This is a genomic window from Phenylobacterium zucineum HLK1, assembly GCF_000017265.1.
Classification (GTDB): domain Bacteria; phylum Pseudomonadota; class Alphaproteobacteria; order Caulobacterales; family Caulobacteraceae; genus Phenylobacterium; species Phenylobacterium zucineum.
In genome coordinates, this window is record NC_011144.1 from 3,277,278 (window position 1) to 3,297,557 (window position 20,280).

A 20,280-nucleotide genomic window follows, 5' to 3' on the forward strand; every position below is an offset into this window, starting at 1 on the left:
CGCCGCCACACTAGGAAACCCGAAAGTCTCATGGCTCTGAAAGTCGCCATCGTCGGCCTGCCGAACGTCGGCAAGTCGACCCTCTTTAACGCGCTCACCCAGACCGCCGCGGCCCAGGCCGCGAACTATCCCTTCTGCACCATCGAGCCTAACGTGGGCGACGTGGCCGTGCCCGAGCCGCGCCTGGAGGCGCTGGCCAAGATCATCCCGTCCAAGGAGATCATCCCGGCCCGCATCAACTTCGTGGACGTCGCCGGCCTGGTGCGCGGCGCGTCCAAGGGCGAGGGCCTGGGCAACCAGTTCCTGGCCAACATCCGCGACTGCGACGCCGTCTGCTTCGTCGCCCGCTGCTTCATCGACGACGACATCACCCACGTCGAGGGCCGGGTCGATCCGCTCGCCGACCTCGACACCATCGAGACCGAGCTGATGCTGGCCGACATGGAGAGCCTGGAGAAGCGGGTGGTGAACCTCGAGAAGCGCGCCAAGGTCGGCGACAAGGAGGCCGCCCAGACGCTGCGCCTGATCAAGCTGGCGCTCGCCGAGCTGAACGAGGGCCGCCCGGCCCGCGTCGCCAAGATCGCCGCCGAGGACGAGAAGGCCTGGCGGATGCTTCAGCTCCTGACGTCCAAGCCGGCCCTCTACGTCGCCAACGTCGACGAGGGCTCGGCCGCCACCGGCAACGAGCTCTCGAAGGCCGTGCAGGAGCGCGCCGCCCGCGACGGGGCCGACAGCGTCGTCATCTCGGCCAAGATCGAGAGCGAGATCGCCCTGCTCGAGCCCGAGGAGCGCGCCGAGTTCCTCGAGACCCTGGGCCTGGAGGAGCCGGGCCTGAACCGCCTGATCCGCGAGGCCTACCACCTGCTCGGCCTGCAGACCTACTTCACCGTGGGTCCCAAGGAGGCGCGCGCCTGGACGATCCACAAGGGCGACACCGCCCCCCAGGCCGCCGGCGTCATCCACACCGACTTCGAGAAGGGCTTCATCCGCGCCGAGACGATCGCCTACGAGGACTACGTCCGCCTGGGCGGCGAGGCGGGCGCGAGAGACGCCGGCAAGCTGCGCTCGGAAGGCAAGGAGTACGTCGTCAAGGACGGCGACGTGATGAACTTCCGCTTCAACGTCTAGGACGGTATCCACGCAGAAGCTGGTCGCAGCGCCACGCGAGCAGAAACCAACAGGGGAGCGTGATGTCGGCTGAAGAGACCTTTCCGGCGAAGCTCGTCTTCGTGGGCGGCGCGCCGCGCTCGGGGACGACCATCGCCCATGCGCTGCTCTGCACAGCGCCGGGCGCCAGCCCCTATACGCCGGAAATCAGCTTCTTCTCCTTCATGGTGCAGGCTTACTGGGCCGGCACGGCGAACTGGGACATCCACACCCACGGCCTGTTTCCCGACAGGGAGACGTTCCGGCGGGTTCTGGCCGACGGCGCCCGGAGCGCCCTGGCCGGCATCTGGCGGCATCTGGGCGAGCCGCAGATCCTGTGCCTCAAGGATCCCATGCTCACGCCCCACTTCCCGGTGCTGAGCGAGCTGCTCCCGGAGGCGAAATTCGTCACGATCTGCCGACATCCCCACGACGTGGTCCGTTCGCGGCAGGAGGTGCACGAGAAGGGCGGGCGCGGAGTTTTCGGCCCTGACGACGTGAAGCAGGTCGCCGAAGAGTATCGGCATTTCTACTGGACCATCTTCGAGCACAATTTCGGCGAGCGGAACTTCATCTTCCGCTACGAGGACATGGAGGACGCGGGCCTCCAGGCGCGGCTGGCCGCCTTCGTGGGCGCCTCCGGATTCGACCATAGCCGCCTCTGGGTGATGGCCGACGGGAAGAAGCGGGACACCGAGGCTTCGCAGGCCGACCCGACCCACTCGCCGAAGTACAGCGGCGGCCTCGACCTCTCCCCCCGGCTCGACGCCCTGCGGCCCGATTTCCAGGAAGTGGTGACCGCCATCTGCAATCCCATCATGCGGCCGATGAACTACTGCTGACGCCCCGGTCCCTGCGCGAGACCGTTGCGTGCGGAGGCCCCCGGTGTTCAGGATCGGGCCCGGGACGCCGCTGAACGAGGGAGACGCGTCGACATGGCCGAGACGATCACCATCGCCGGGGCGGACGGCTTCGAGTTCTCCGCCTACCACGAGCCGGCGTTCACGCCCCGCAAGGGCGGGGTGATCGTGCTCCAGGAGATCTTCGGCATCGACCGGCACGTCCGCGCCGACGTCGGCCGCTGGGCCAAGATGGGTTACGAGGCGATCGCGCCGGCCCTGTTCGACCGCCGCCAGCGCGACTTCCACGCCGAGCATGACGATGCGGGCATCCAGGCGGGCCTCGCCCACGCCCGCGCCACGCCGCTGGACCAGGCGCTGTCCGACATCGCCGCCTGCCGCGATTTCCTCGCCCAGCATGGCGGCAAGGTCTGCGTGGTGGGCTACTGCTACGGCGGCTCGCTGGCCTGGCTCGCCGCGGCGCGGGTCGAGGGGATCGCCGCCGCGTCCAGCTACTATGGGAGCCTCGTCAAGCAGTTCGCCGCCGAGCCGCTGAAGTGCCCCGTGGTCGTCCACCTCGGCCGCACCGATCCCGGCATCGACGCCGACGAGGTCGAGGCCGCGGTCCGCGCGCACCATCCGAAGACCCCGGTCCACATCTACGAAGCCGCCGGCCACGGCTTCAACAACCAGAGCCCCGAGCGGTACAACGCCGAGGCCGCAGACCTCGCCCGCCACCGCACCCTCGAACTCTTCGACCGGGCCTGCAGGGGGGCCTGAAGGGGAGCCAGACCATGGGCGAGACGATCACCCTGCAGAGCCGCTTCGACGGCTTCGAGCTGTCCGCCTACCACGCCGCGCCTCAGGACGCCCGGCGCGGGGGCCTGCTGCTGATCCAGGAGATCTTCGGCGTCACCGACCACATCCGCGAGCTGGCCGACGGCTTCGCCGCCGACGGCTATGAGGTGATCGCCCCGTCGTTCTACGACCGGCTCGAGCGGGACTTCCAGGCCGACTACAGCCAGCCGTCCATCCAGAAGGGCGTGCAATACTCCACCGCCACGCCGTGGGACCAGGTGGCCGGCGACGCCCAGGCCGCCATCGAGGCCCTGCGTCCGCCGGTGTTCGTGACCGGCTACTGCTGGGGCGGCGCGGCGACCTGGCTGGTCGCCTGCCGCTGCGAGGGCGTGGCCGCCGCCGCCTGCTTCTACGGCCGGCGGATCAGCGAACTCGTGGACGAGACCCCGCGCTGCCCCACCATCCTGCACTTCGGCAAGACGGACGCCTCGATCCCGATGGAGAAGGTGGACGAGATCCGCGAGAAGCATCCCGACCTGCCGGTCTATCTCTACGACGCCGGCCACGGCTTCGTGTCGGACCGCCGCTCCGACTACCACGCGGACTCGGCGCGCCTGGCGCGCCTGCGCACCCTGCAGCTCTTCGCCCGCGCGGGCGGCGGCAAGGCCGAGGCGTAGGGGTCCCTCCCCTCCCGGGGAGGAGGTCAGGCCTCGATCTCCTTCTTCACGTCGGGATGCTGCTCCAGCACCCGCACCAGAAGCGCCTGGGCGGCCAGGATGCCGATGCCAGCCGCGTAGCCCGAAAAGACGCCCGCCGGATAGCGCCCGCCCGCCGCCGCCCCGGCGATCTGCCAGTACATGAACAGGGCCGCCCCCAGCAGCAGGCCCACCCCCAGCACGACCGAGCCGGGGGTCTGGCCGAAGCCGGCCTTGAAGCTCATCCAGACGTAGCGGACGAGCGGGCGGCGCAGGACGCCCACCGCCAGCGGCAGCCCCAGCGACAGCAGCAGGAAGATCCCCGGCCAGACCAGCGTCCGCTGGACGATCAGCGCCGTGCTCCCGGGCAGACGGTCGAAGGCGTGCAGCACCGCGCCGGCGTAGATCAGCCCCGCCGCGGCCACGGTGATGTCCTGCATGCGCTTGAAGTTCCGCCAGGCGGGAATATGGGCCATCGCCCAATGTAGTCAGGCCGGTGCGGCCCGCGTAAGGCGCCCCGCCTGGGAAAAAGGGGCTCGGCAAGGTTATGGTCGGTCGTGGCGCGGGCGCGACTCACCCTCCTTCCGGTCCTGGCGGCGCTGGCCGTCCCGGCCGCCCTCCCCGCGCCGGCGCGCGCGGGCGAGGTCGCCTGCGCCTTCCAGGGCGGGGTGGTGGTGGTCCCGGCCCAGGTCGCCGGGATCGCCGGGGACTACATCCTGGACACCGGCGCCCCGCGCACCCTGCTGCACGACACCAAGGCCCGGGCCGAGGGGATCGAGGCCGAGGCGCTGATGGGCGAGGTGCGGCTGGCCGGGCTCGCCCTCGCCGCCCGCCCCGTCGGGGTGGCCGACCTCGACGTGCGCGGCTGGAACCTGCCCACCCCGATCGCGGGGCTGGTCGGCGCCGACGTGCTGAAGGACTTCGTGGTCGACGTGGCCTTCGCCCCCTGCCGGGTGGGGATCTGGCGCCGGGGCGCGGCCCCGCCGTTCCGCGCCGCCCGCAGCCTGCCGCTGGCGTGGGACGCCGGCCGGCCCGCCGTGCGCGCCTGGGTCGGCGACGAGGCGCGGACGCTGGAAGGACTGTTCGTCGTCTCCACCGGAGCGAACACCGCCGTGCGGCTGGCCGAGGATCTGGCCGCCGCGCCCGGCGCGCCTGCCGGAGAGATCGGTCCCGACGGCCGCTGGCTGGCGCGCCTGGCCGAACTGGGCTTCGCCGGCCGCACGCTGCGCGATGCGGGCGCGGGCCTCACGCCCCCCGAGGGGGAGGCGGCGGGCGTCATCGGCGGGCCGGCCCTGGCGGGGCCCGCCTTGCGCTTCGATTTCCCCGCCGGGCGGCTGCGGGTGGCCCCCGCACCGCGCTAGCGGGCCCCTAGCGAGCCCACGTCTCGATGAATTCCGGCATGTTCGGCAGCACGTCCACGCTGGCGTGCAGCAGCACGACCAGCAGGAGGCTGCGGGTGCGCGCCCACAGGGTCCCGAACAGCAGGGAGATCGGCGACAGCGTGGCGATCGTGAAGGCGACCACCTGCAGGGGGTCTGTGGACCAGCCGTCCACGCCGGGCTCCCCGCGCAGGAACAGGCCGGGGGCGTGCGCCAGGGCGAACAGCACCGAGCCCACGACCACCGCGCCGGCCTCGCTCTTCAGGAAGGCCGCCAGCCGCGTCTGCAGCACCGCCCGGAACAGGAACTCCTCGCTGAGCCCCGCCTCCAGGGCGAGCCAGAGGAAGGTCGCCGGCGCAGCCCAGGCCAGCAGCGCCGCCGAGGGCTGCAGGGCGGCGATGTTGCGCAGCGACGGGCTGACGACCGCGAGCAGCGCCAGGAGGATCAGGCCCAGCACCACCAGCGGCGGCCAGAAGCCCGGCCGGCCCGCATGGGCGCTGAACAGCGGCCGCACCGGCGCCCGCAGCGCCAGGAGCAGCAGCACTGGGATCCCCACGTGGACCGCCAGCTTCAAGGCCAGGACCAGCAGCTCCTGCCCCTGGCCGGGCGGCAGGGCCGCGCGGGCCGCGCCCATGCCCCAGCCGAGGAAGCCGACGGCGTAGAGCGCCAGGAACGCCAGCAGCGCGCCCAGCTCGAGCTTCGGCCGCGGGACCGGCGCGGCCGGCGGCCGCGCCTTGCGGGTCAGCAGCACCGCCAGGCCCGTCAGCCCCAGGCCGAACACGCCCATGGAGATCAGCGGAAAGGTCCAGTCAGCGCCCTTCACGGCCAGATAGGCGGTGGCCGCGGCCCAGAGGGCGGCGTAGGCGGCGACGAGCGCGGCGCCGCGGCCGCGCGGAAGCGAGATGGTCATGGCGGGTCCCCCCCAGGGACTTTGTCGAATGTCGCGCCGCCTTAGGCGCAGGGCCCGCCCGCCCCAACTTAAGTCTCGTTCATGACCTTTCCGTCATGGGGCCACAGCATGGGCCGGAACGCAAAAGGCCCCGGCTTTCGCCGGGGCCTTCGAAGCGCGTCGCGCGGTCGCCGCTAGTGGGCGACGTTGCGCCAGATGCGGCGGTAGCTGAACCACAGCAGCACCGAGAACAGCAGCAGGTAGATCATCGCGCCGAAGCCGAACTGCTTGCGCTCGATCATCTTGGGCTCGGCGGCCCAGGTCAGGAACGCGGTGACGTCCTTGGCCTGCTGGTCGATGGTCGACTTGGTGCCGTCGTCGAAGGTCACCTTGTCGGGCGCCAGCTGCGGCGGCATCGCCAGGGTGCCGCCCGGCGGCACGTGGTGGGCGTCGCCGCTCCAGTAGGCCGTCAGGTCGCCCGGGAAGTAGGGGTTGTAGTAGGCGCCCGCCGGCACCGTAAGGCCCGCGGGCGGGTTCACGTAGCCGGTCAGCAGCGAGTAGATGTACGCCGGGCCGCCCGAACGGGCCTTGGTGATCACCGACAGGTCCGGCGGATAGGCGCCGCCGTTCGAGGCGCGCGCAGCGGCCTCGTTCGGGAACGGCGCGGGGAACCGGTCGGCCGTGGTGGCCGGACGCTGGATCACATCGCCCGTCTCGGAATCGATGTCGTTGACCTGCACGTCGGCGGCCAGCGCCTTCACGTACGGGTTGTCGTTCGGGTTCGGGTACTTCGGGTCGTAGAACGGCCCGCCCTTCTCGGCCAGGGTCCGGAAGTAGACTAGGTCCATGGAGTGGCAGGCCGAGCAGACCTCCCGGTAGACCTTGTAGCCCCGTTGCAGCTGGGCCTGGTCGAACTTGCCGAACGGTCCCTCGAAGCCCCAGGACACGTCCCTGGGCTCCTTCGGGTGCGTAGCCGACAGGGCCGGGCCTGCGAGGAAGGCGAGCCCCAGCGCCGCGAGCGCGATACCTTTGCGCAGCATCTTAGGCTCAACCCCTCTTTTCAGGCGACGCCACGGCGCCCGCGGGCGTGGTGGCGGGATGCGACAGGACAGGCGCGGAGATCGACTCCGGCACCGGAAGCGGCTTCTCGGTCAGGCCGAGGATCGGCAGCACGAGCAGGAAGTAGGCGAAGTAGTAGGCGGTCGCGACGCGGCTCAGCCAGACGTAGCTGTTGATGTTCGCGTCCAGCAGCTGGAAGCCGCCGCCCACGCCCGGGATCACCGGATCGTCGGGGAGCTTCGCGCCGCACAGGCCCAGCACGATGCAGGCCAGCACGAAGATCAGGAAGTACAGCCGCGCCGTCGGCCGGTAGCGCATCGAGCGCACCTTGGACGTGTCGAGCCAGGGCAGCACGAACAGCACGCCGATCGCGCCGAACATGGCCAGCACGCCGCCCAGCTTGTCCGGGATGGCCCGCAGGATCGCGTAGAACGGCAGGAAGTACCATTCGGGGACGATGTGGGCCGGCGTCACCAGCGGGTTGGCCGGGATGTAGTTGTCGGCGTGGCCCAGGATGTTCGGGTTGTAGAACACGAAGCTGGCGAACAGGATCAGGAAGATGCTGATCGCGAAGCCGTCCTTCACCGTATAGTACGGATGGAAGGGAACGGTGTCCTCGCTGGACTTCACGTTCACGCCGAGCGGGTTGTTGTTCCCCGGCACGTGCAGCGCCCAGATGTGCAGGCCGACGAGGCCAGCGAGCACGAACGGCAGCAGATAGTGCAGCGAGAAGAAGCGGTTCAGCGTCGGGTTGTCGACGGCGAAGCCGCCCCACAGCCAGGTGGTGATGCTCTCGCCGACGATCGGCAGGGCGCCCAGCAGGTTGGTGATCACGACGGCGCCGTGGAAGCTCATCTGGCCCCAGGGCAGCACGTAGCCCATGAAGGCGGTGGCCATCATGACGAGGTAGATCAGGCAGCCGATGATCCACAGCACCTCGCGCGGGGCCTTGTACGAGCCGTAGTAGAGGTTGCGCAGGATGTGGATGTAGACGGCCACGAAGAACATCGAGGCGCCGTTGGCGTGCATGTAGCGGATCAGCCAACCGTAGTTGACGTCCCGCATGATGCGCTCGACCGACGCGAAGGCGTGGTCCACGTGGGGCACGTAATGCATCACCAGCACGATGCCGGTGACGATCTGGACGCCCAGCATCAGCGCCAGGATGCCGCCGAAGGTCCACCAGTAGTTCAGGTTCTTCGGGGTCGGGAAGGCGACCACGCTGTCATAGGCCAGCCGGATGACCGGCAGGCGCATGTCCATCCAGCGCTCGAAGCCGGTCTTCGGCTCGTAAGTCGAATGTCCGCTCATCGCCCTTAGCCGATCTTGATCTTGGTGTCGGAGACGAAGTCCCAGGTCGGGACCTCGAGGTTCTTCGGCGCGGGGCCCTTACGGATCCGGCCCGACACGTCGTAGTGCGAACCGTGGCACGGGCAGAACCAGCCGCCGTAGTCGCCGCCGCCGAAGGTGGGCACGCAGCCCAGGTGCGTGCAGGTGCCGACCAGCACCAGCCACTCGGGCTTGCCGGGCTTGTGCCGCGCCTCGTCGGGCTGCGGGTCGGGCATCGGCGCGCCGTCGTCCTTGATCGCCGCGGCGATCTGCTGGGGCGTGCGGTTGCGGATGAACAGCGGCTTGCCGCGCCACTTCACGACCACCTGCTGGCCCTCGGCGACCTTGCTCAGGTCGAACTCGATCGAGGCCAGGGCGAGGGTGTCGCCCGAGGGGTTCATCTGGTCGATCATCGGCCAGGCGAGCGCGGCCACCGCGCCCACCGCGGCCGCGCCGGCCGCGATGTGGATGAAGTCGCGCCGGTTCGGGTCGCCCTCCGAAGAAGACGCGCCCGAGGCGTGCGGATCGGGATTTTCGCCCACGACGGTGTCGGCCACCTTTAAGCTACCCTTCGATGACGGCCATCCGAGCGTTGGAAGGCCAGAAGCTTCCGGCCCCCGCCAGGCGACTGGTATGGGCCGTTTTCCGAAACCCGGTCGTGGGAAGGACATGCTCCACGGAAGGCTGTCGAACTTCGCGAACGCCTGCCCGTGATTCTCTGTCTTTGCGCCCCGGCCTAGTCCCGTGGCGGGTGCCTTAGAATGCGTTTGGCCCTTTTTCAACCGGACATTCCGCAAAACCTCGGCGCGGCGGTGCGGCTGGCGGCCTGCCTGGGCGTCCCGCTGGACGTGATCGAGCCCTGCGGCTTCCCCCTGAGCGACCGCGCCGTCGCCCGCGCGGCGATGGATTACGCGGCCCGCGCCGACGTCGTCCGGCACGCCGGATGGGGCGACTTCCGGGCCGCGTCCCAGGGGCGGCTGGTGCTGTTCACCACCCGGGCCGCCCAGCCGTTCCAGGACTTCGACTTCCGGCCGGGCGACGTCCTGCTGTTCGGGCGCGAGAGCGCCGGCGTCCCAGACGAGGTGCACGCGGCCGCCGACGCGCGCCTCTTCATACCGCTGGTCGCCGGTGCAAGGTCGCTGAACGTCGTCACCGCCGCGGCCATGGCCCTTTCCGAAGCGCTCCGGCAGACCGGCGGCTTCCCAACCCCCGCCGCGGCGGAGTAGCAGAGCGGCCATGTCCGAGCCCGCCCCCACCCTGCCGCCCGAGATCCTCGCCCGCCGCGACCGCGCCAAGGCCTGGTTCGAGGATCTGCAGGCCCGCATCTGCGCCGAGCTGGAGCGGCTCGAGGACGAGGCCCCGCCCGAGCTCTACCCGGACGCCCCGGGCCGCTTCGAGATGCGCCCCTGGACGCGGGAGACCGGCGTCGGCGGCGGGACCGGCGGCCACCTCAAGGGCCGGCTGTTCGAGAAGGCCGGCGTCCACACCTCGGCCGCCACCGCGCGCTTCTCGCCCGAGATGGCCGCCCAGATGCCGGGCGCGGACAAGGACCCGTCCTACGTCTCGGCCTCGATCAGCCTGATCGTCCATCCGGTAAGCCCGCGGGTGCCCACCGTGCACATGAACACCCGCTTCCTCTCCACGGCCGAGAGCTGGTTCGGCGGCGGCGCCGACCTCACCCCCATGCTGGACGAGCAGCGCAGCCAGGACGCCGACGACGCGAAGCTCTTCCACGCCGCCATGAAGGCCGCCTGCGATCCCTTCGATCCCGAGTGGCACCCCCGCTACAAGGCCTGGTGCGACGAGTACTTCTTCCTGCCGCACCGGGGCGAGCCGCGCGGCATCGGCGGCATCTTCTACGACCGCCACAACACTGGCGACTTCGAGACCGACTTCGCCTTCACCCGCGCCGTCGGCGAGGCGTTCCTGGACGTCTATCCGAAGATCGTCCGCCACCGGATGAGCGAGCCTTGGACCGACGCCGACCGCGCCGAGCAGCTCGTCCGCCGCGGCCGCTACGTCGAGTTCAACCTGCTCTACGACCGCGGCACCATGTTCGGCCTCAAGGCGGGCGGCAACATCGAGACCATCCTCTCGTCCATGCCCCCCCTGGTCGCCTGGCCGTAGGCGCCGCCGCCCTCCTCCCTCCATCGGGGGAGGGGGACCGCGAAGCGGTGGAGGGGGCCCGCCCCATCCGCCGCGCTCCCGGCAAGCCCGCACCACCATGCTGCGCATGGTCCCCCTCCGATGGGGAGGAGGGCGCGGCCTGCCCAGTGTGAAGGCCTCCTAGTTCAGCCCCGACAGGCTCTGCGCGGCGGCCAGCACGTCCTGCGGCCGGCCGTCCCGGGCGGTGTCCACGCCCACGCCGAACACCAGGGCGGCCAGGGCCGCGGCGGCGATCAGCGCATAGCTCCAGGGCTGCTTCATCCGGCGTGAACCCCTCGCCCGTCCAGGAAGTTGCGGATCCAGCCCCCGACGCGGGCCCGGTCCCGATGAGTGAGGTCGTCCGGGCCGCCGTAGCTGGCGATCGCGGCGTCGGCCTGGACGTCGGGATAGACCCGCCCGCGCCGGGCCTCGATCAGGGCGACGGCATAGTCCGGCTCGAACTCGGGATGCAACTGGATCGAGATCGCCGGCTGGTCCCGCCAGGCCAGCGCGCCGAACGGCGTGAAGTCGCTGGCGGCGATCACCTCGGCGCCCGGCGGGGCCTTCACCACCTGGTCCTGGTGCGAGGCCGGCAGGCGGACCGCGTCCGCGCCCGGCGTCATCCACGCCTCGCGCGAGATCACCTGGTAGTCGTGCGCGCCGATGGCCCAGCCCTTGTCCGACTTGACCACCTCGCCGCCGAACGCCTGGGCCATGGCCTGGTGGCCGAAGCAGACCCCGACCAGCTTGGCCCGCCCCCTGGCGGCCCGCAGGAAGTCCATCAGCTCGCCGACCCACGGCTCGGGATCGTAGACCCCGCAGGCCGAGCCGGTGACGATGTAGGCCTCGCACGCCTCCGGGCTCTGCGGCCACTCGCCCTCGTCCGCCGCGTAGGTGCGCCAGTCGTAGGCGTCGGCGCCCAGCAGGCGCATGAACATCTCGGGATAGGTCCCGAACCGCTCGATCGCCGGCTTCGGCGGCCGGCCGGTCTTGAGGATTCCGATCCTCCGGCGGTCCGGCCTCAATACGCCATCCCCTGCACCACGGCCTTCAGCTTCTCGATGGCGCTGAGCTTGTCGTCGAGGAAGTCGTGGTCGATCCACCAGTCCTCCACCTCGCGCAGCACCTGGCCCACCATCGGCCCCTTCGGCGCGCCGGCCTTCATCACGTCGTCGCCGGTCAGCGGGAAGGCCGGCGGGCTCCAGCCCTCGGCCAGGGCGATCATGCCGCGCCACTGGGACGCCGCCGCGCTCTCTGGCGCCCGCGCCCAGGCGAGCTTGGCCCGGTCGCGGAACGCCGCCTGGCCCTCGCGGTAGACCGCCCGGCGGATCTCGCGCGGGCTCATCCAGCTCTTCAGCGCCGGCGAGGTCGCCAGGGCCGCCACGATCCGATCGCGGTCGGCGTTCGACAGCCGCAGCCGCTCGGCGAGCTTGGCCGCGGCCAGCTGGTCGGCGGGCAGCAGGGCGGCCAGCCGCAGCACCGCCTCGGTCTCGAACAGCTGCTCGCTCTCGATGGCGACCAGACCCTCGAAGCGTTCCAGGTCCGGCGCCGTCCCCAGGATCAGCGGCAGCACGCCCGCCCCATCCATCAGCCGCACGGCGGCGCGCGGGTCGTCGGCGGCCAGCAGCTTCAGCAGCTCCTTCGAGATCCGCTCGGCCGCCAGGCTCTGGATGTTGTCCTTCGCCGCCGCGCAGGCGGCCACCGCCGCCGCGTCGGGCTCGCCCTTCCCGTACCAGGCGTAGAAGCGGAAGAAGCGCAGGATGCGCAGGTAGTCCTCGGCCAGCCGCTGGGCGGGCTCGCCCATGAAGACGATCCGCCCCGCCTTCGCGTCGGCGACGCCGTGGCCGGTGGGGTCGAAGATGGTCCCGTCGCGGCGGGCGTAGAGCGAGTTGAGGGTGAAGTCCCGCCGGTCGGCGTCCTCCATCCAGTCGTCGGTGAAGGCCACGGTGGCGCGTCGCCCGTCGGTGCTGACGTCCCGGCGCAGGGTGGTGATCTCGTAGGGCCGGTGATTGGCCACCGCCGTGACCGTCCCGTGGTCGATCCCGGTGGGCACGGGTCGGATCTTCGCGGCCTGCAGCGCCGCCGTGACCTCATCGGGCGTCAGCCGCGTGGCGATGTCCACGTCGTCCACCGGCGCGCCGATCAGCGTGTTGCGCACGCAGCCGCCGACGAAGCGGGCGCAGTCGGCCCCGCCCGCCGCCTCGAGGGCGTCCATCACCGCCACGGCCTCGGGCGCGGTCATCCACGCCGGCTGTCCCAGAGTATCGCTCATCGGTCCTCGTAGCGGCCCTCGGTGACCCGGCCGTCGGCCGTCACCTCCCCGGGCACATAGGTCTGCCCGCGGGTGTCCTTATGGAAGACCGCCGTCGCCATCAACGACAGGCCGAGCAGGACGCCGGCGATCCCCACCAGCCAGGCCCAGGGCGTCTCGCCGGGGTCGCGCCCGTTGCGCCGCGCCCAGGCCCGCCAGGCGAACCACAGCACGAAGGGCAGCGCCATCAGCGCCGCCCGCAGGAGCAGCACCCTAAGCAACGGCGGCCCCATACAGCCGGTCGTACAGCGCCCGCAGGATGCCCGCGGTGGCGCCCCAGATCAGCCGTTCGGCATGGGTCATGGCGTAGAATCTGCGCCGCTCGCCGTTCGGCAGCTCGCGCTCGTGCTCCTCGTAGTTCTTCGGGTCCATCAGGAAGCCGAAGGGGGTCTCGAAGATGTCGGCCACCTCATGCGGGTTGGGGACCAGGCTGAAGCCCGGCGTCACGAAACCCACCACCGGGGTGATCAGGTAGCCGGTGCCGGTCTGGTAGGGCGTGGACAGTCCCGCCAGCGAGACGAAGTGGCGCTCCAGCCCGATCTCCTCGTGGCTCTCGCGCAGCGCGGTCTGCCAGGGCGTCTCGCCGGGATCCTGCCGCCCGCCGGGAAGCGCCACCTGGCCGGTGTGCCGGCGCAGGGTGTCCGAGCGGCGGGTGAGCAGGACGCTGTAGCCCTCCTCCCGTTCGACGAGGCCGATCAGCACGGCCGCCGGCTTCAGGGGCTCGTCGGGCGCGGCCGACCAGCCGCCGGGCGTGAGGTCGTAGTCCGACCGGGGCCGGACGCCGGCCACGCCCGCGCCGTCGTCCAGCGGGTCCAGGTGGTCGGCGATCCAGCTTCGCAGCCTGTCGCTGGGCGGGGACAGGGCGTTCATGCCGGGCCCAGCCCGAACCAGGCGCCGTTGGAGACGACGCCCAGTTCCCCGCCCCGTTCCTGCGCCATCTCGGCCAGCTCGTAGAACACCGGACGGGTGATCAGGGCCTCCAGCCCGCCGCGCACGTGGACATAGGGCCGCGGCTCGCCATCCGCCCCGGTCTCGATCCGGATCGGATGGTCCAGCCCCGCCTCGACCTCGTCGCCGACGTTGGTCGTAAAGCGCAGCGCCTCGCCGGCCCGGTCGACGCGCACCGCCGTGAAGGGCGCGTCCTCCACCGTGATCCGCAGCTTCTCGACCGGCGTGACCAGCCAGGTACCGTCGGGGTCCTTGCGCAGGATGGTCGAGAACAGCCGCACCAGCGCCTCGCGCCCGATGACGCCGCCCTCGTGCACCCAGCTCCCGTCCTTGCGGATGACGATGTCGATGGTCCCCGACCGCTCGGGCTTCCACAGGTGCACAGGCGGCAGGCCGCGCTTGGGGCTCGCCGCCCGCGCCAGGTCGTCCAGGTTGGTCTTGCCAGTCACGCCTGCAAGGTAAGGGCCCGGCCCCGGCGCCTCAATACGGCGTCTCCTCCACTCAGCGCGGCCGCACCGGCCCCGACAGCGCCACGTCGGCGAAGCGCAGGGCCAGCACCCGCGCGCGGTCCACCGGCCCCGGCATCACCGCGTCGGGCGCGCCCTCGAATCCGAAGCGGGCGAAATAGGGCGGATCGCCCACCAGCAGCACCGCGGCCTCGCCCGCTGCCTTCGCCGCCGCGCAGGCGCGCTGGACCAGCAGGCCGCCGACCCCGCCGCTCTGCAGCTCGGGCTCGACCGCGAGAGGCCCCAGGAACACCACAGGCGTTTCGCCCACGTTCACCCGCCACATCCGCACCACCCCGGCCAGCCGGCCGTCCTCACGGGCGCAGAACGACAGCTCGGGGGCGAAGTCGGCGAACTCGCGCACCCGCTCGGACGACTTGGCCAGGCGGCCGGGGCCGAAGGCGCGGTCCAGCAGCGCCTCGATGAGCGCGGCGTCGGCGGGGTCTTCAGGGGTCAGGACAGGCGCCGGCGGCGGCGCGCAGGGTTCGGCGGACATTTCGGGCGGAATCTCGAGATGCGGGGCTGACGACGGCGGCCGGGCGGCTTCAATGCCGGGCCGGCGGGAAGGTTCATGGCGCTAGGCGCGCGGACGTCGTCGCATCTCGGGGCCCTCCGGGCCGTGGAAGAGAGCCGCGCACATAGGGCCGGCCGCCCCCCTCGTCAACGAGATTGCCCGCCGGCCCGACGCAGGGCAGCTTCCGCTGCGCCCATGGCCGACGTCCCGCCCGAACCGTCCCCCTCCGCCCGCGAGCTGCTGGGCCATCGGGACTACGTCTTCTTCTGGGGCTCGCGCTGGGCCGGCGCCTTCGCCGCCCAGATCCAGTCGGTGGCCATGGGCTGGCACATGTACGTGCTGGCGCGCGAGACCCGCTCGGTCGAGGAGAGCGCCTTCCTCGTCGGCATGATCGGCCTGGCCGCCTTCCTGCCGGTGCTGCTGCTCACCCTGCCGGCCGGCGAGGCCGCCGACCGCTACGACCGCCGCAAGGTGCTGCTGCTGTGCCTGACCGGCGAGATCGCCAGCGTGCTCTCCCTCGCCATCGCCACCGTCAACGGCTGGGCCTCGCCCGCCCTGCTGCTGGCCATCGCCGTGGTGTTCGGGGCAAGCCGGGCCTTCTTCGCCCCGGCCAACACCGCGCTTGGGCCCATGCTGGTGCCGCGCCGCCTGCTGCCGCGCGCCATCGCCTGGAACTCGCTGGCCTGGCAGACCGCCTCCATCGCCGGGCCGGCGGCGGGGGGCTTCCTGCTCGCCCACGCGCCCCAGACGGCCTACTTCACCACCTTCGGGCTGTACGCCCTGGCGATGGTGTTCGTCGCCTCGATCCGCGGGAACACCCGGCCCGAGGTGAACCCCGGCTCGCGCTGGCAGCTGATGAAGGAGGGCCTGGCCTACGTCTGGCGCCAGAAGATCGTCTTCGGCGCCATCTCCCTCGACCTGTTCGCCGTTCTGCTGGGCGGGGCGACGGCCCTGCTGCCGGTGTTCGCCCGCGACGTGCTGCACGTGGGCTCGGAGGGCTTCGGCGTGCTGCGGGCCTCGCCGGCCATCGGCGCGACCCTGGTGGCCCTGTGGCTCGCCGCCAATCCCCTGCGCCGCTACGCCGGCGGCTTCATGTTCGCGGGCGTGGCGGTGTTCGGCGCGGCCACCGTCGTGTTCGGCCTCTCCAAGGCCATGTGGCTGTCGGTGGCGGCCCTGATCGTGCTCGGCGGCGCCGACATGCTCAGCGTCTACGTGCGCCAGACCCTGGTCCAGCTCGTCACCCCCGACCAGATGCGCGGCCGGGTGGCGGCGGTCTCATCGGTGTTCATCGGCGCCTCCAACGAGCTGGGCGAGTTCGAGAGCGGCGTCGTCGCCCGCATCCTCGGCCCCGTGGGCGCGGCGGTGTTCGGCGGGACGGGCGCGATGATCGTCACCGCTCTCTGGGCCAAACTGTTCCCCGACCTGCGCCGCGCCGACCGGCTGGAGTAGCCGCTACAGCCGGTGGACCCGCCGCCACTCCTCGGCGGTCATCTCCCAGTACAGCGAGCGCCGGGTCGTCCCGTCGGGCCGCACGGCCTCGCGCTCGCCCATCGGCCGGAAGCCCGCCGCCTCGATCAGCTTCGCCGAGCGGACGTTGTCCAGGGCCGCGGTCAGGCACATCAGCCGCACGCCGAGCCGTTGGAAGATCCAGCCGAAGGTGTGGGCCGCCCCGCTGCCGCCCTGGCCGCGCCCCTGCAGGTCGGCGCGCATCGCCCCGGCCAGCTCGGCCGAGGCCCGCTCGGGCCAGACGGTGATCATGGAATAGCCCGCGACCTCGCCGGCCGGGTCGAGGTTCACCACCAGCAGCCCCTCGCCGGCCAGCGCCCTGGCCTGGGCCTCGGCGACCCAGCGGGTGACGCTGTCCTCGGTGATCGGCCGCGGCAGGTCGTACAGCGGCGCCGAGACCTGCGGGTCCGACAGCAGCGCCAGGAGGCCGGGGACGTGCTCCATCCCGGCCCGTACGCGCCCTGGGCCCGGTTCGGCGACGTCGGCCGTGCGCACCGCCTGCCGGATCGCCGCGGCCTCGGCGTCAGAGGCGTGCAGCACCGTCTTGGGCGGGGCGCTCATGAGGCGGCGAGCCGGGTCAGGGCCTCCCCGTCCAGCCGCCGCACCGTCCAGTCGGTCATCGCCCCCGCCCCGAGGCTGTCGTAGAAGGCGATCGACGGCGCGTTCCAGTTCAGCACCGCCCATTCCAGGCGCCCGAGATCGGCCTCCACGCACCGTTGGGCCAGCCGGCGCAAGAGGGCCTTGCCGGCCCCGATCCCCCGCGCCTCGGGCCGCACGAACAGGTCCTCCAGGTAGATCCCCGCCCGGCCGCGGAAGGTCGAGTAGTTGTAGAACCACAACGCGAAGCCCACGGGGACGCCGTCCGCCTCGGCGATCTCGCAGAAGCAGCGGGGGTTCTCGCCGAACAGGTCGCGGCGGATGTCGGCCTCGGTCGCCTCCACCTCGTGCAGCAGCCGCTCGTACTCGGCCAGCTCCCGGATGAACGACAGGATGAGGGGCGCATCCCCCACCGTCGCGACGCGGATGGTCACCTGGCTCATGCTTGCGACGGGCTCCCGCCGCCGACGATGACGCCCGGCGGCGGCGGAATGTCCTCGGGGACGAAGAAGTCCGGCATCAGCGGCGCGGTCGGGTCGACCCGGTACTGCTCGAAATCCCGCACCCCCTCGCCGTGCAGGAAGGTGTCGTCGATCAGGAAATTGCCGCTGAACTCGCGCGCCGGCTTGACGAAGATCGCGTGCGCCGCGTCGGCCATGATCTCGGGCGTGCGGCAGGCCCGCATCCCCTCCTCCCCCGCCAGGGCGAAGCGGATCGCCGCCGTGGCGATCCCCGTGCGGGGCCACAGCGCGTTGAAGGCGATCCCATCGGACCGGAACTCCTCGGCCATGCCCAGCACGCACATGCTCATGCCGAACTTGGCCATGGTGTAGGCCACGTGCGGCCCGAACCACTTCGGGTTCATGTCCAGCGGCGGCGACAGCATCAGCACGTGCGGATTGGCGCTGCGCTTCAGGTGCGGGATGCAGGCCTTCGAGGTCACGAACGTCCCGCGCGTGTTGATCTGGTGCATCAGGTCGTAGCGCTTCATGTCCGTGCCCAGCGTGCCGGTGAGCTGGATGGCCGAGGCGTTGTTGACGCAGATGTCGATGCCGCCGAACCGCTGGACCGTCTGCTCGACGGCCTCCACGACATTGTCCTCGTCGCGCACGTCGACGATCAGCGGCAGGGCCTGGCCGCCGGCCCTCTCGATCTCCTCGGCGGCCGAATAGATCGTCCCGGGCAGGTGCTTGTGCGGCTCGGCGGTCTTGGCGGCGACGGCGACGTTCGCCCCGTCCCTGGCCGCCCGCAGCGCGATGGCCAGGCCGATGCCCCGGCTCGCCCCGGTGATGAACAGGGTCTTGCCCTTCAGCGTCTGCGACATGTCTGGTGCTCCCGTCGCCGAACCTTAGCCATTCCGTCCGGCGCAGGAGAACCCCTTCCCGCGCCGCTTCGCGCCGCGCCCCCGCCTACGCCGCCCGGTACCAGTCGATCCCCTCGGCGTCCCGCTTGCGCACCGCCAGGCCCCGGCCGATCAGGCAGGAGAGGTGCGCCAGGCTCTCGCCCGTCGCCAGCCCGAGCAGCTCGGGGCCGATCGGCCGGCGGAACAGCACGTGGAAGACGTCCACCACCCGCCGCGGCTCGGCGAGCTCTGCGGCCAGCCGCTTCAGGCCCCGCTCGTGACCGGCGATAAGGTGGTCGAGCCGCGCGTGCAGGCCGTGGAACGGCTCGTTGTGGGCCGGCAACACCAGGACGTCGTCCGGCACCCGCGCCTTGATCCGGGCCAGCGAGTCCAGCCAGTCGCTCAAGGGGTCGGCCTCGGGCTCGGTGGGGAACAGCGAGACGTTCGACGAGATCTTCGGCAGCACCTGATCGCCCGAGATCATCAGCTTCAGGTCCCGGCAGTAGAGCGAGGCGTGCTCGGGACTGTGGCCGGAGCCGACCACCACCTCCCAGTCGTGGCCGCCGATCTCGATCCGCTCGCCGTCGGTCAGGCGCCGGAAGCTGTCGGGCAGCACGTGCAGGCCGCGGCCGAAGCCGCCGAACTTGGCCTTGTACTGGTCGAGGGCGTCCTCGTCCCAGCCGGCGGCCTTGTAGAACCGCAGCGCCACCTCCGGCGCCTCGCGGCCGGTGTCCAAGGCGAGCGACCGGCAGGTCACGAACTCCAGGCGCGTGATCCAAAGCTGGCAGTCGAACTTGCGGGTCAGCCAGCCGGCCATGCCGATGTGGTCGGGATGCATGTGGGTGACGAACACCCGCGTCACCGGCCGTCCCTCCAGCGGCCCGACGAAGGCCGCGCGCCAGCCGTCGCGGGTCGCCACCCCGCCCATGCCGGTGTCGACGATGGCCCAGCCCTCTCCCTCGCGGATCGCCCAGACGTTGATGAAGCCCAGGGGGCCGCCCAGCGGCATGCGCAGCCACTTCACGCCCGGCGCCACGTCCACCGCCTCGCCGGTCTGCGGGACGGTCTCGAAGGGATAAGTCAGCCTGGGCCGCGGAAGGTCCGCCGCCGTTTCCTCGATGCCGTCGCGCACGCCCGAACTCCTGTTTTCCGTAGTGTCCGCCGGCTTCCCCTGCGGAGCGCAATCAGCCCTGTTCCGTCATCCAGACCCGCAGGGCGCGAAGGAACGGCAGGGCCTCGCGGAACTCCTTCTGGGTGAAGGCCTCGCGCAGCTTCTCCATCTTGGGTCGGATCGCCGCCATGGAGCGGCCATAGGCTTCGCGCCCCAGGGCCGTCATCCGCACGCGCTTCTTGCGTCGGTCGGCGCCGCACGGTTCCAGGACGATCAGCGCCATGGCCTCCAGCCGCTGCAGGGTGTTGGTGATCGCCCCCGGCGTCATCTGCAAGGCCGTGGCGATCCGCGCCGGCGTCAGGTCCTCGCCCCGCCGGGCGATAAGGTTCAGCACTTCGAACTGCGGATAGCTGAGCCCCACCGGCAGGCAGCCGCCGATCACCGTGCGCACCCCGTGCTCGATCATGCTGATCTCGTCGAACACCTGGACTTCCGGGTGCTCCTCGACCACCGCCGCCATCCGCCGATCCCTCCGCCCACTGAAGCTTCAGGATTTTAGCATTCGCGCGGAAACGCAAGATATTCGTTCGATGTTGAAGGACTGGGGCCGCCATCTCCCTCCTCCTCGCGCCCTCGTCGTGGGCCGGGATGACGAACCGGAGGGTGGCGCGCCCTAGAGCCCCGCGAGCGGATCGCGGCCGGTCTGTTGGGCGGTCTCCAGCGTCCAGGTCTCCAGCACCGCCGCCACGGCGTCCCGCGCCTTGGCCAGCGCCGGATGCACGGGACAGTCCTCGACCGTGGGGCAGGTCTCGCATGGCCGATAGGCGGTCTTGGACGCGCAGGGCGCCAGCGCCAGCGGCCCGTCCAGGGCGCGGATCACGTCGGCGAAACTGATCTCAGAGGCCGGCCGCGCCAGCCGGTAGCCGCCGAAGCGCCCGCGCGTGCTGACCAGCAGCTGGCGGCGCTTCAGCTCCAGCAGGATGGCTTCCAGGAACTTGCGCGGCGTCGCCGCCGCCTCGGCGATCTCGGCGATGGCCGCGGGTCGCCCGTCGGTGCGGCCGGCGAGGTGGACGAGCGCCCGGAGCGCATAGCGTGACCGCTGCGACAGCATGGCTTGCTTCCGTAGAGGCTGGCGCCGCGCGGCGCCAGCCCTCCCCGCCTAGTCC

The 20,280-nt window shown here is 71.5% G+C and carries 26 protein-coding genes; 8 read left to right on the plus strand and 18 right to left on the minus strand.

Translation table 11 applies throughout. The features are described 5' to 3' along the window. Positions 1 to 30: 30 nt before the first annotated feature. The 4 genes from ychF (at position 31) to PHZ_RS15895 (ending at position 3,460) form a co-directional block, all read left to right on the plus strand. Entirely contained in the window at positions 31 to 1,128 is a 1,098-nt protein-coding gene (gene ychF / locus PHZ_RS15880; RefSeq protein WP_012523412.1) for a redox-regulated ATPase YchF, read from the plus strand. 62 nt (positions 1,129 to 1,190) lie between these two features. Next, the gene (locus PHZ_RS15885) at positions 1,191 to 1,988 is read left to right on the plus strand and encodes a sulfotransferase family protein (protein ID WP_041373615.1); all 798 of its coding nucleotides are present in this window, start codon (positions 1,191 to 1,193) and stop codon (positions 1,986 to 1,988) included. 93 nt (positions 1,989 to 2,081) lie between these two features. Further along, on the plus strand, positions 2,082 to 2,765 hold the full coding sequence (locus PHZ_RS15890; protein WP_012523413.1) for a dienelactone hydrolase family protein: 684 nt from the start codon (positions 2,082 to 2,084) through the stop codon (positions 2,763 to 2,765). A gap of 14 nt (positions 2,766 to 2,779) precedes the next feature. Continuing rightward, entirely contained in the window at positions 2,780 to 3,460 is a 681-nt protein-coding gene (locus PHZ_RS15895) for a dienelactone hydrolase family protein (protein WP_012523414.1), read from the plus strand. 26 nt (positions 3,461 to 3,486) lie between these two features. Here PHZ_RS15895 and PHZ_RS15900 read toward each other — a convergent pair whose 3' ends face one another. After that, positions 3,487 to 3,954, minus strand: coding sequence for a hypothetical protein (locus PHZ_RS15900; protein ID WP_041373616.1), 468 nt, complete (start codon positions 3,952 to 3,954; stop codon positions 3,487 to 3,489). 81 nt (positions 3,955 to 4,035) lie between these two features. Here PHZ_RS15900 and PHZ_RS21860 point away from each other — a divergent pair, with 81 nt between their 5' ends. Next, positions 4,036 to 4,839: a pepsin/retropepsin-like aspartic protease family protein gene (locus tag PHZ_RS21860; RefSeq protein ID WP_012523415.1), complete on the plus strand. Its 804-nt coding sequence runs from the start codon at positions 4,036 to 4,038 to the stop codon at positions 4,837 to 4,839. A 7-nt stretch (positions 4,840 to 4,846) separates the two neighbouring features. Here the strand turns inward: PHZ_RS21860 and PHZ_RS15910 are convergent, their stop codons facing one another. From PHZ_RS15910 to petA, 4 genes are all read right to left on the minus strand, one after another. Continuing rightward, positions 4,847 to 5,767, minus strand: coding sequence for a CPBP family intramembrane glutamic endopeptidase (locus PHZ_RS15910; RefSeq protein ID WP_012523416.1), 921 nt, complete (start codon positions 5,765 to 5,767; stop codon positions 4,847 to 4,849). Between the two features lie 173 nt (positions 5,768 to 5,940). Next, complete coding sequence (locus PHZ_RS15915) at positions 5,941 to 6,786, minus strand: cytochrome c1 (RefSeq protein ID WP_012523417.1); 846 nt, start codon at positions 6,784 to 6,786, stop codon at positions 5,941 to 5,943. A 7-nt stretch (positions 6,787 to 6,793) separates the two neighbouring features. Further along, complete coding sequence (locus PHZ_RS15920; protein WP_012523418.1) at positions 6,794 to 8,116, minus strand: cytochrome b; 1,323 nt, start codon at positions 8,114 to 8,116, stop codon at positions 6,794 to 6,796. Between the two features lie 5 nt (positions 8,117 to 8,121). Then, positions 8,122 to 8,691: a ubiquinol-cytochrome c reductase iron-sulfur subunit gene (gene petA / locus PHZ_RS15925; RefSeq protein ID WP_407946685.1), complete on the minus strand. Its 570-nt coding sequence runs from the start codon at positions 8,689 to 8,691 to the stop codon at positions 8,122 to 8,124. 204 nt (positions 8,692 to 8,895) lie between these two features. Here petA and PHZ_RS15930 point away from each other — a divergent pair, with 204 nt between their 5' ends. After that, positions 8,896 to 9,360 carry a tRNA (cytidine(34)-2'-O)-methyltransferase gene (locus PHZ_RS15930; RefSeq protein WP_012523420.1) on the plus strand — a complete coding sequence of 155 codons (465 nt, stop codon included), beginning with the start codon at positions 8,896 to 8,898 and terminating at the stop codon, positions 9,358 to 9,360. 10 nt (positions 9,361 to 9,370) lie between these two features. After that, the gene (hemF, locus tag PHZ_RS15935) at positions 9,371 to 10,261 is read left to right on the plus strand and encodes an oxygen-dependent coproporphyrinogen oxidase (RefSeq protein ID WP_012523421.1); all 891 of its coding nucleotides are present in this window, start codon (positions 9,371 to 9,373) and stop codon (positions 10,259 to 10,261) included. A 159-nt stretch (positions 10,262 to 10,420) separates the two neighbouring features. On the opposite strand, the gene PHZ_RS23215 is transcribed toward hemF, so the two are convergent. The 7 genes from PHZ_RS23215 to PHZ_RS15965 are packed head-to-tail and all read right to left on the minus strand — an operon-like array spanning position 10,421 to position 14,540. Continuing rightward, positions 10,421 to 10,561: a hypothetical protein gene (locus PHZ_RS23215; RefSeq protein ID WP_183280118.1), complete on the minus strand. Its 141-nt coding sequence runs from the start codon at positions 10,559 to 10,561 to the stop codon at positions 10,421 to 10,423. Beyond that, positions 10,558 to 11,304 (minus strand): GMP synthase, encoded by a 747-nt coding sequence (locus PHZ_RS15940; RefSeq protein WP_012523422.1) that lies wholly within the window; start codon positions 11,302 to 11,304, stop codon positions 10,558 to 10,560. Before PHZ_RS15940 ends, PHZ_RS23215 begins: the two co-directional genes overlap by 4 nt. After that, positions 11,301 to 12,551, minus strand: a complete 1,251-nt coding sequence (locus tag PHZ_RS15945; RefSeq protein WP_012523423.1) for a CCA tRNA nucleotidyltransferase — start codon at positions 12,549 to 12,551, stop codon at positions 11,301 to 11,303. The genes PHZ_RS15940 and PHZ_RS15945 overlap by 4 nt, the downstream gene beginning before the upstream one ends. After that, positions 12,548 to 12,811 (minus strand): hypothetical protein, encoded by a 264-nt coding sequence (locus PHZ_RS15950; protein WP_148216890.1) that lies wholly within the window; start codon positions 12,809 to 12,811, stop codon positions 12,548 to 12,550. The genes PHZ_RS15945 and PHZ_RS15950 overlap by 4 nt, the downstream gene beginning before the upstream one ends. Further along, a complete protein-coding gene (locus PHZ_RS15955; protein WP_041373618.1) occupies positions 12,804 to 13,460 on the minus strand; it encodes an NUDIX hydrolase in 657 nt (218 codons plus the stop codon). Before PHZ_RS15955 ends, PHZ_RS15950 begins: the two co-directional genes overlap by 8 nt. Further along, the gene (locus PHZ_RS15960; protein ID WP_012523425.1) at positions 13,457 to 13,987 is read right to left on the minus strand and encodes a DUF1285 domain-containing protein; all 531 of its coding nucleotides are present in this window, start codon (positions 13,985 to 13,987) and stop codon (positions 13,457 to 13,459) included. Before PHZ_RS15960 ends, PHZ_RS15955 begins: the two co-directional genes overlap by 4 nt. Before the next feature lie 52 nt (positions 13,988 to 14,039). Beyond that, positions 14,040 to 14,540: a GNAT family N-acetyltransferase gene (locus tag PHZ_RS15965; RefSeq protein WP_012523426.1), complete on the minus strand. Its 501-nt coding sequence runs from the start codon at positions 14,538 to 14,540 to the stop codon at positions 14,040 to 14,042. A gap of 213 nt (positions 14,541 to 14,753) precedes the next feature. Here PHZ_RS15965 and PHZ_RS15970 point away from each other — a divergent pair, with 213 nt between their 5' ends. After that, positions 14,754 to 16,007 (plus strand): MFS transporter, encoded by a 1,254-nt coding sequence (locus PHZ_RS15970; protein ID WP_012523427.1) that lies wholly within the window; start codon positions 14,754 to 14,756, stop codon positions 16,005 to 16,007. Between the two features lie 3 nt (positions 16,008 to 16,010). Here PHZ_RS15970 and PHZ_RS15975 read toward each other — a convergent pair whose 3' ends face one another. The 6 genes from PHZ_RS15975 to PHZ_RS16000 all read right to left on the minus strand — a co-directional run bounded on the left by PHZ_RS15975 (position 16,011) and on the right by PHZ_RS16000 (position 20,225). Further along, positions 16,011 to 16,625 carry a GNAT family N-acetyltransferase gene (locus PHZ_RS15975; protein ID WP_012523428.1) on the minus strand — a complete coding sequence of 205 codons (615 nt, stop codon included), beginning with the start codon at positions 16,623 to 16,625 and terminating at the stop codon, positions 16,011 to 16,013. Further along, the gene (locus PHZ_RS15980) at positions 16,622 to 17,104 is read right to left on the minus strand and encodes a GNAT family N-acetyltransferase (RefSeq protein WP_012523429.1); all 483 of its coding nucleotides are present in this window, start codon (positions 17,102 to 17,104) and stop codon (positions 16,622 to 16,624) included. Before PHZ_RS15980 ends, PHZ_RS15975 begins: the two co-directional genes overlap by 4 nt. Next, a complete protein-coding gene (locus tag PHZ_RS15985; RefSeq protein WP_012523430.1) occupies positions 17,101 to 17,985 on the minus strand; it encodes an SDR family oxidoreductase in 885 nt (294 codons plus the stop codon). Before PHZ_RS15985 ends, PHZ_RS15980 begins: the two co-directional genes overlap by 4 nt. Before the next feature lie 85 nt (positions 17,986 to 18,070). Next, positions 18,071 to 19,135, minus strand: coding sequence for an MBL fold metallo-hydrolase (locus PHZ_RS15990; RefSeq protein WP_041373619.1), 1,065 nt, complete (start codon positions 19,133 to 19,135; stop codon positions 18,071 to 18,073). A 52-nt stretch (positions 19,136 to 19,187) separates the two neighbouring features. Continuing rightward, positions 19,188 to 19,634: a MarR family winged helix-turn-helix transcriptional regulator gene (locus tag PHZ_RS15995; protein ID WP_012523432.1), complete on the minus strand. Its 447-nt coding sequence runs from the start codon at positions 19,632 to 19,634 to the stop codon at positions 19,188 to 19,190. 153 nt (positions 19,635 to 19,787) lie between these two features. After that, a complete protein-coding gene (locus PHZ_RS16000; protein WP_012523433.1) occupies positions 19,788 to 20,225 on the minus strand; it encodes an RrF2 family transcriptional regulator in 438 nt (145 codons plus the stop codon). Positions 20,226 to 20,280 lie beyond the last annotated feature (55 nt).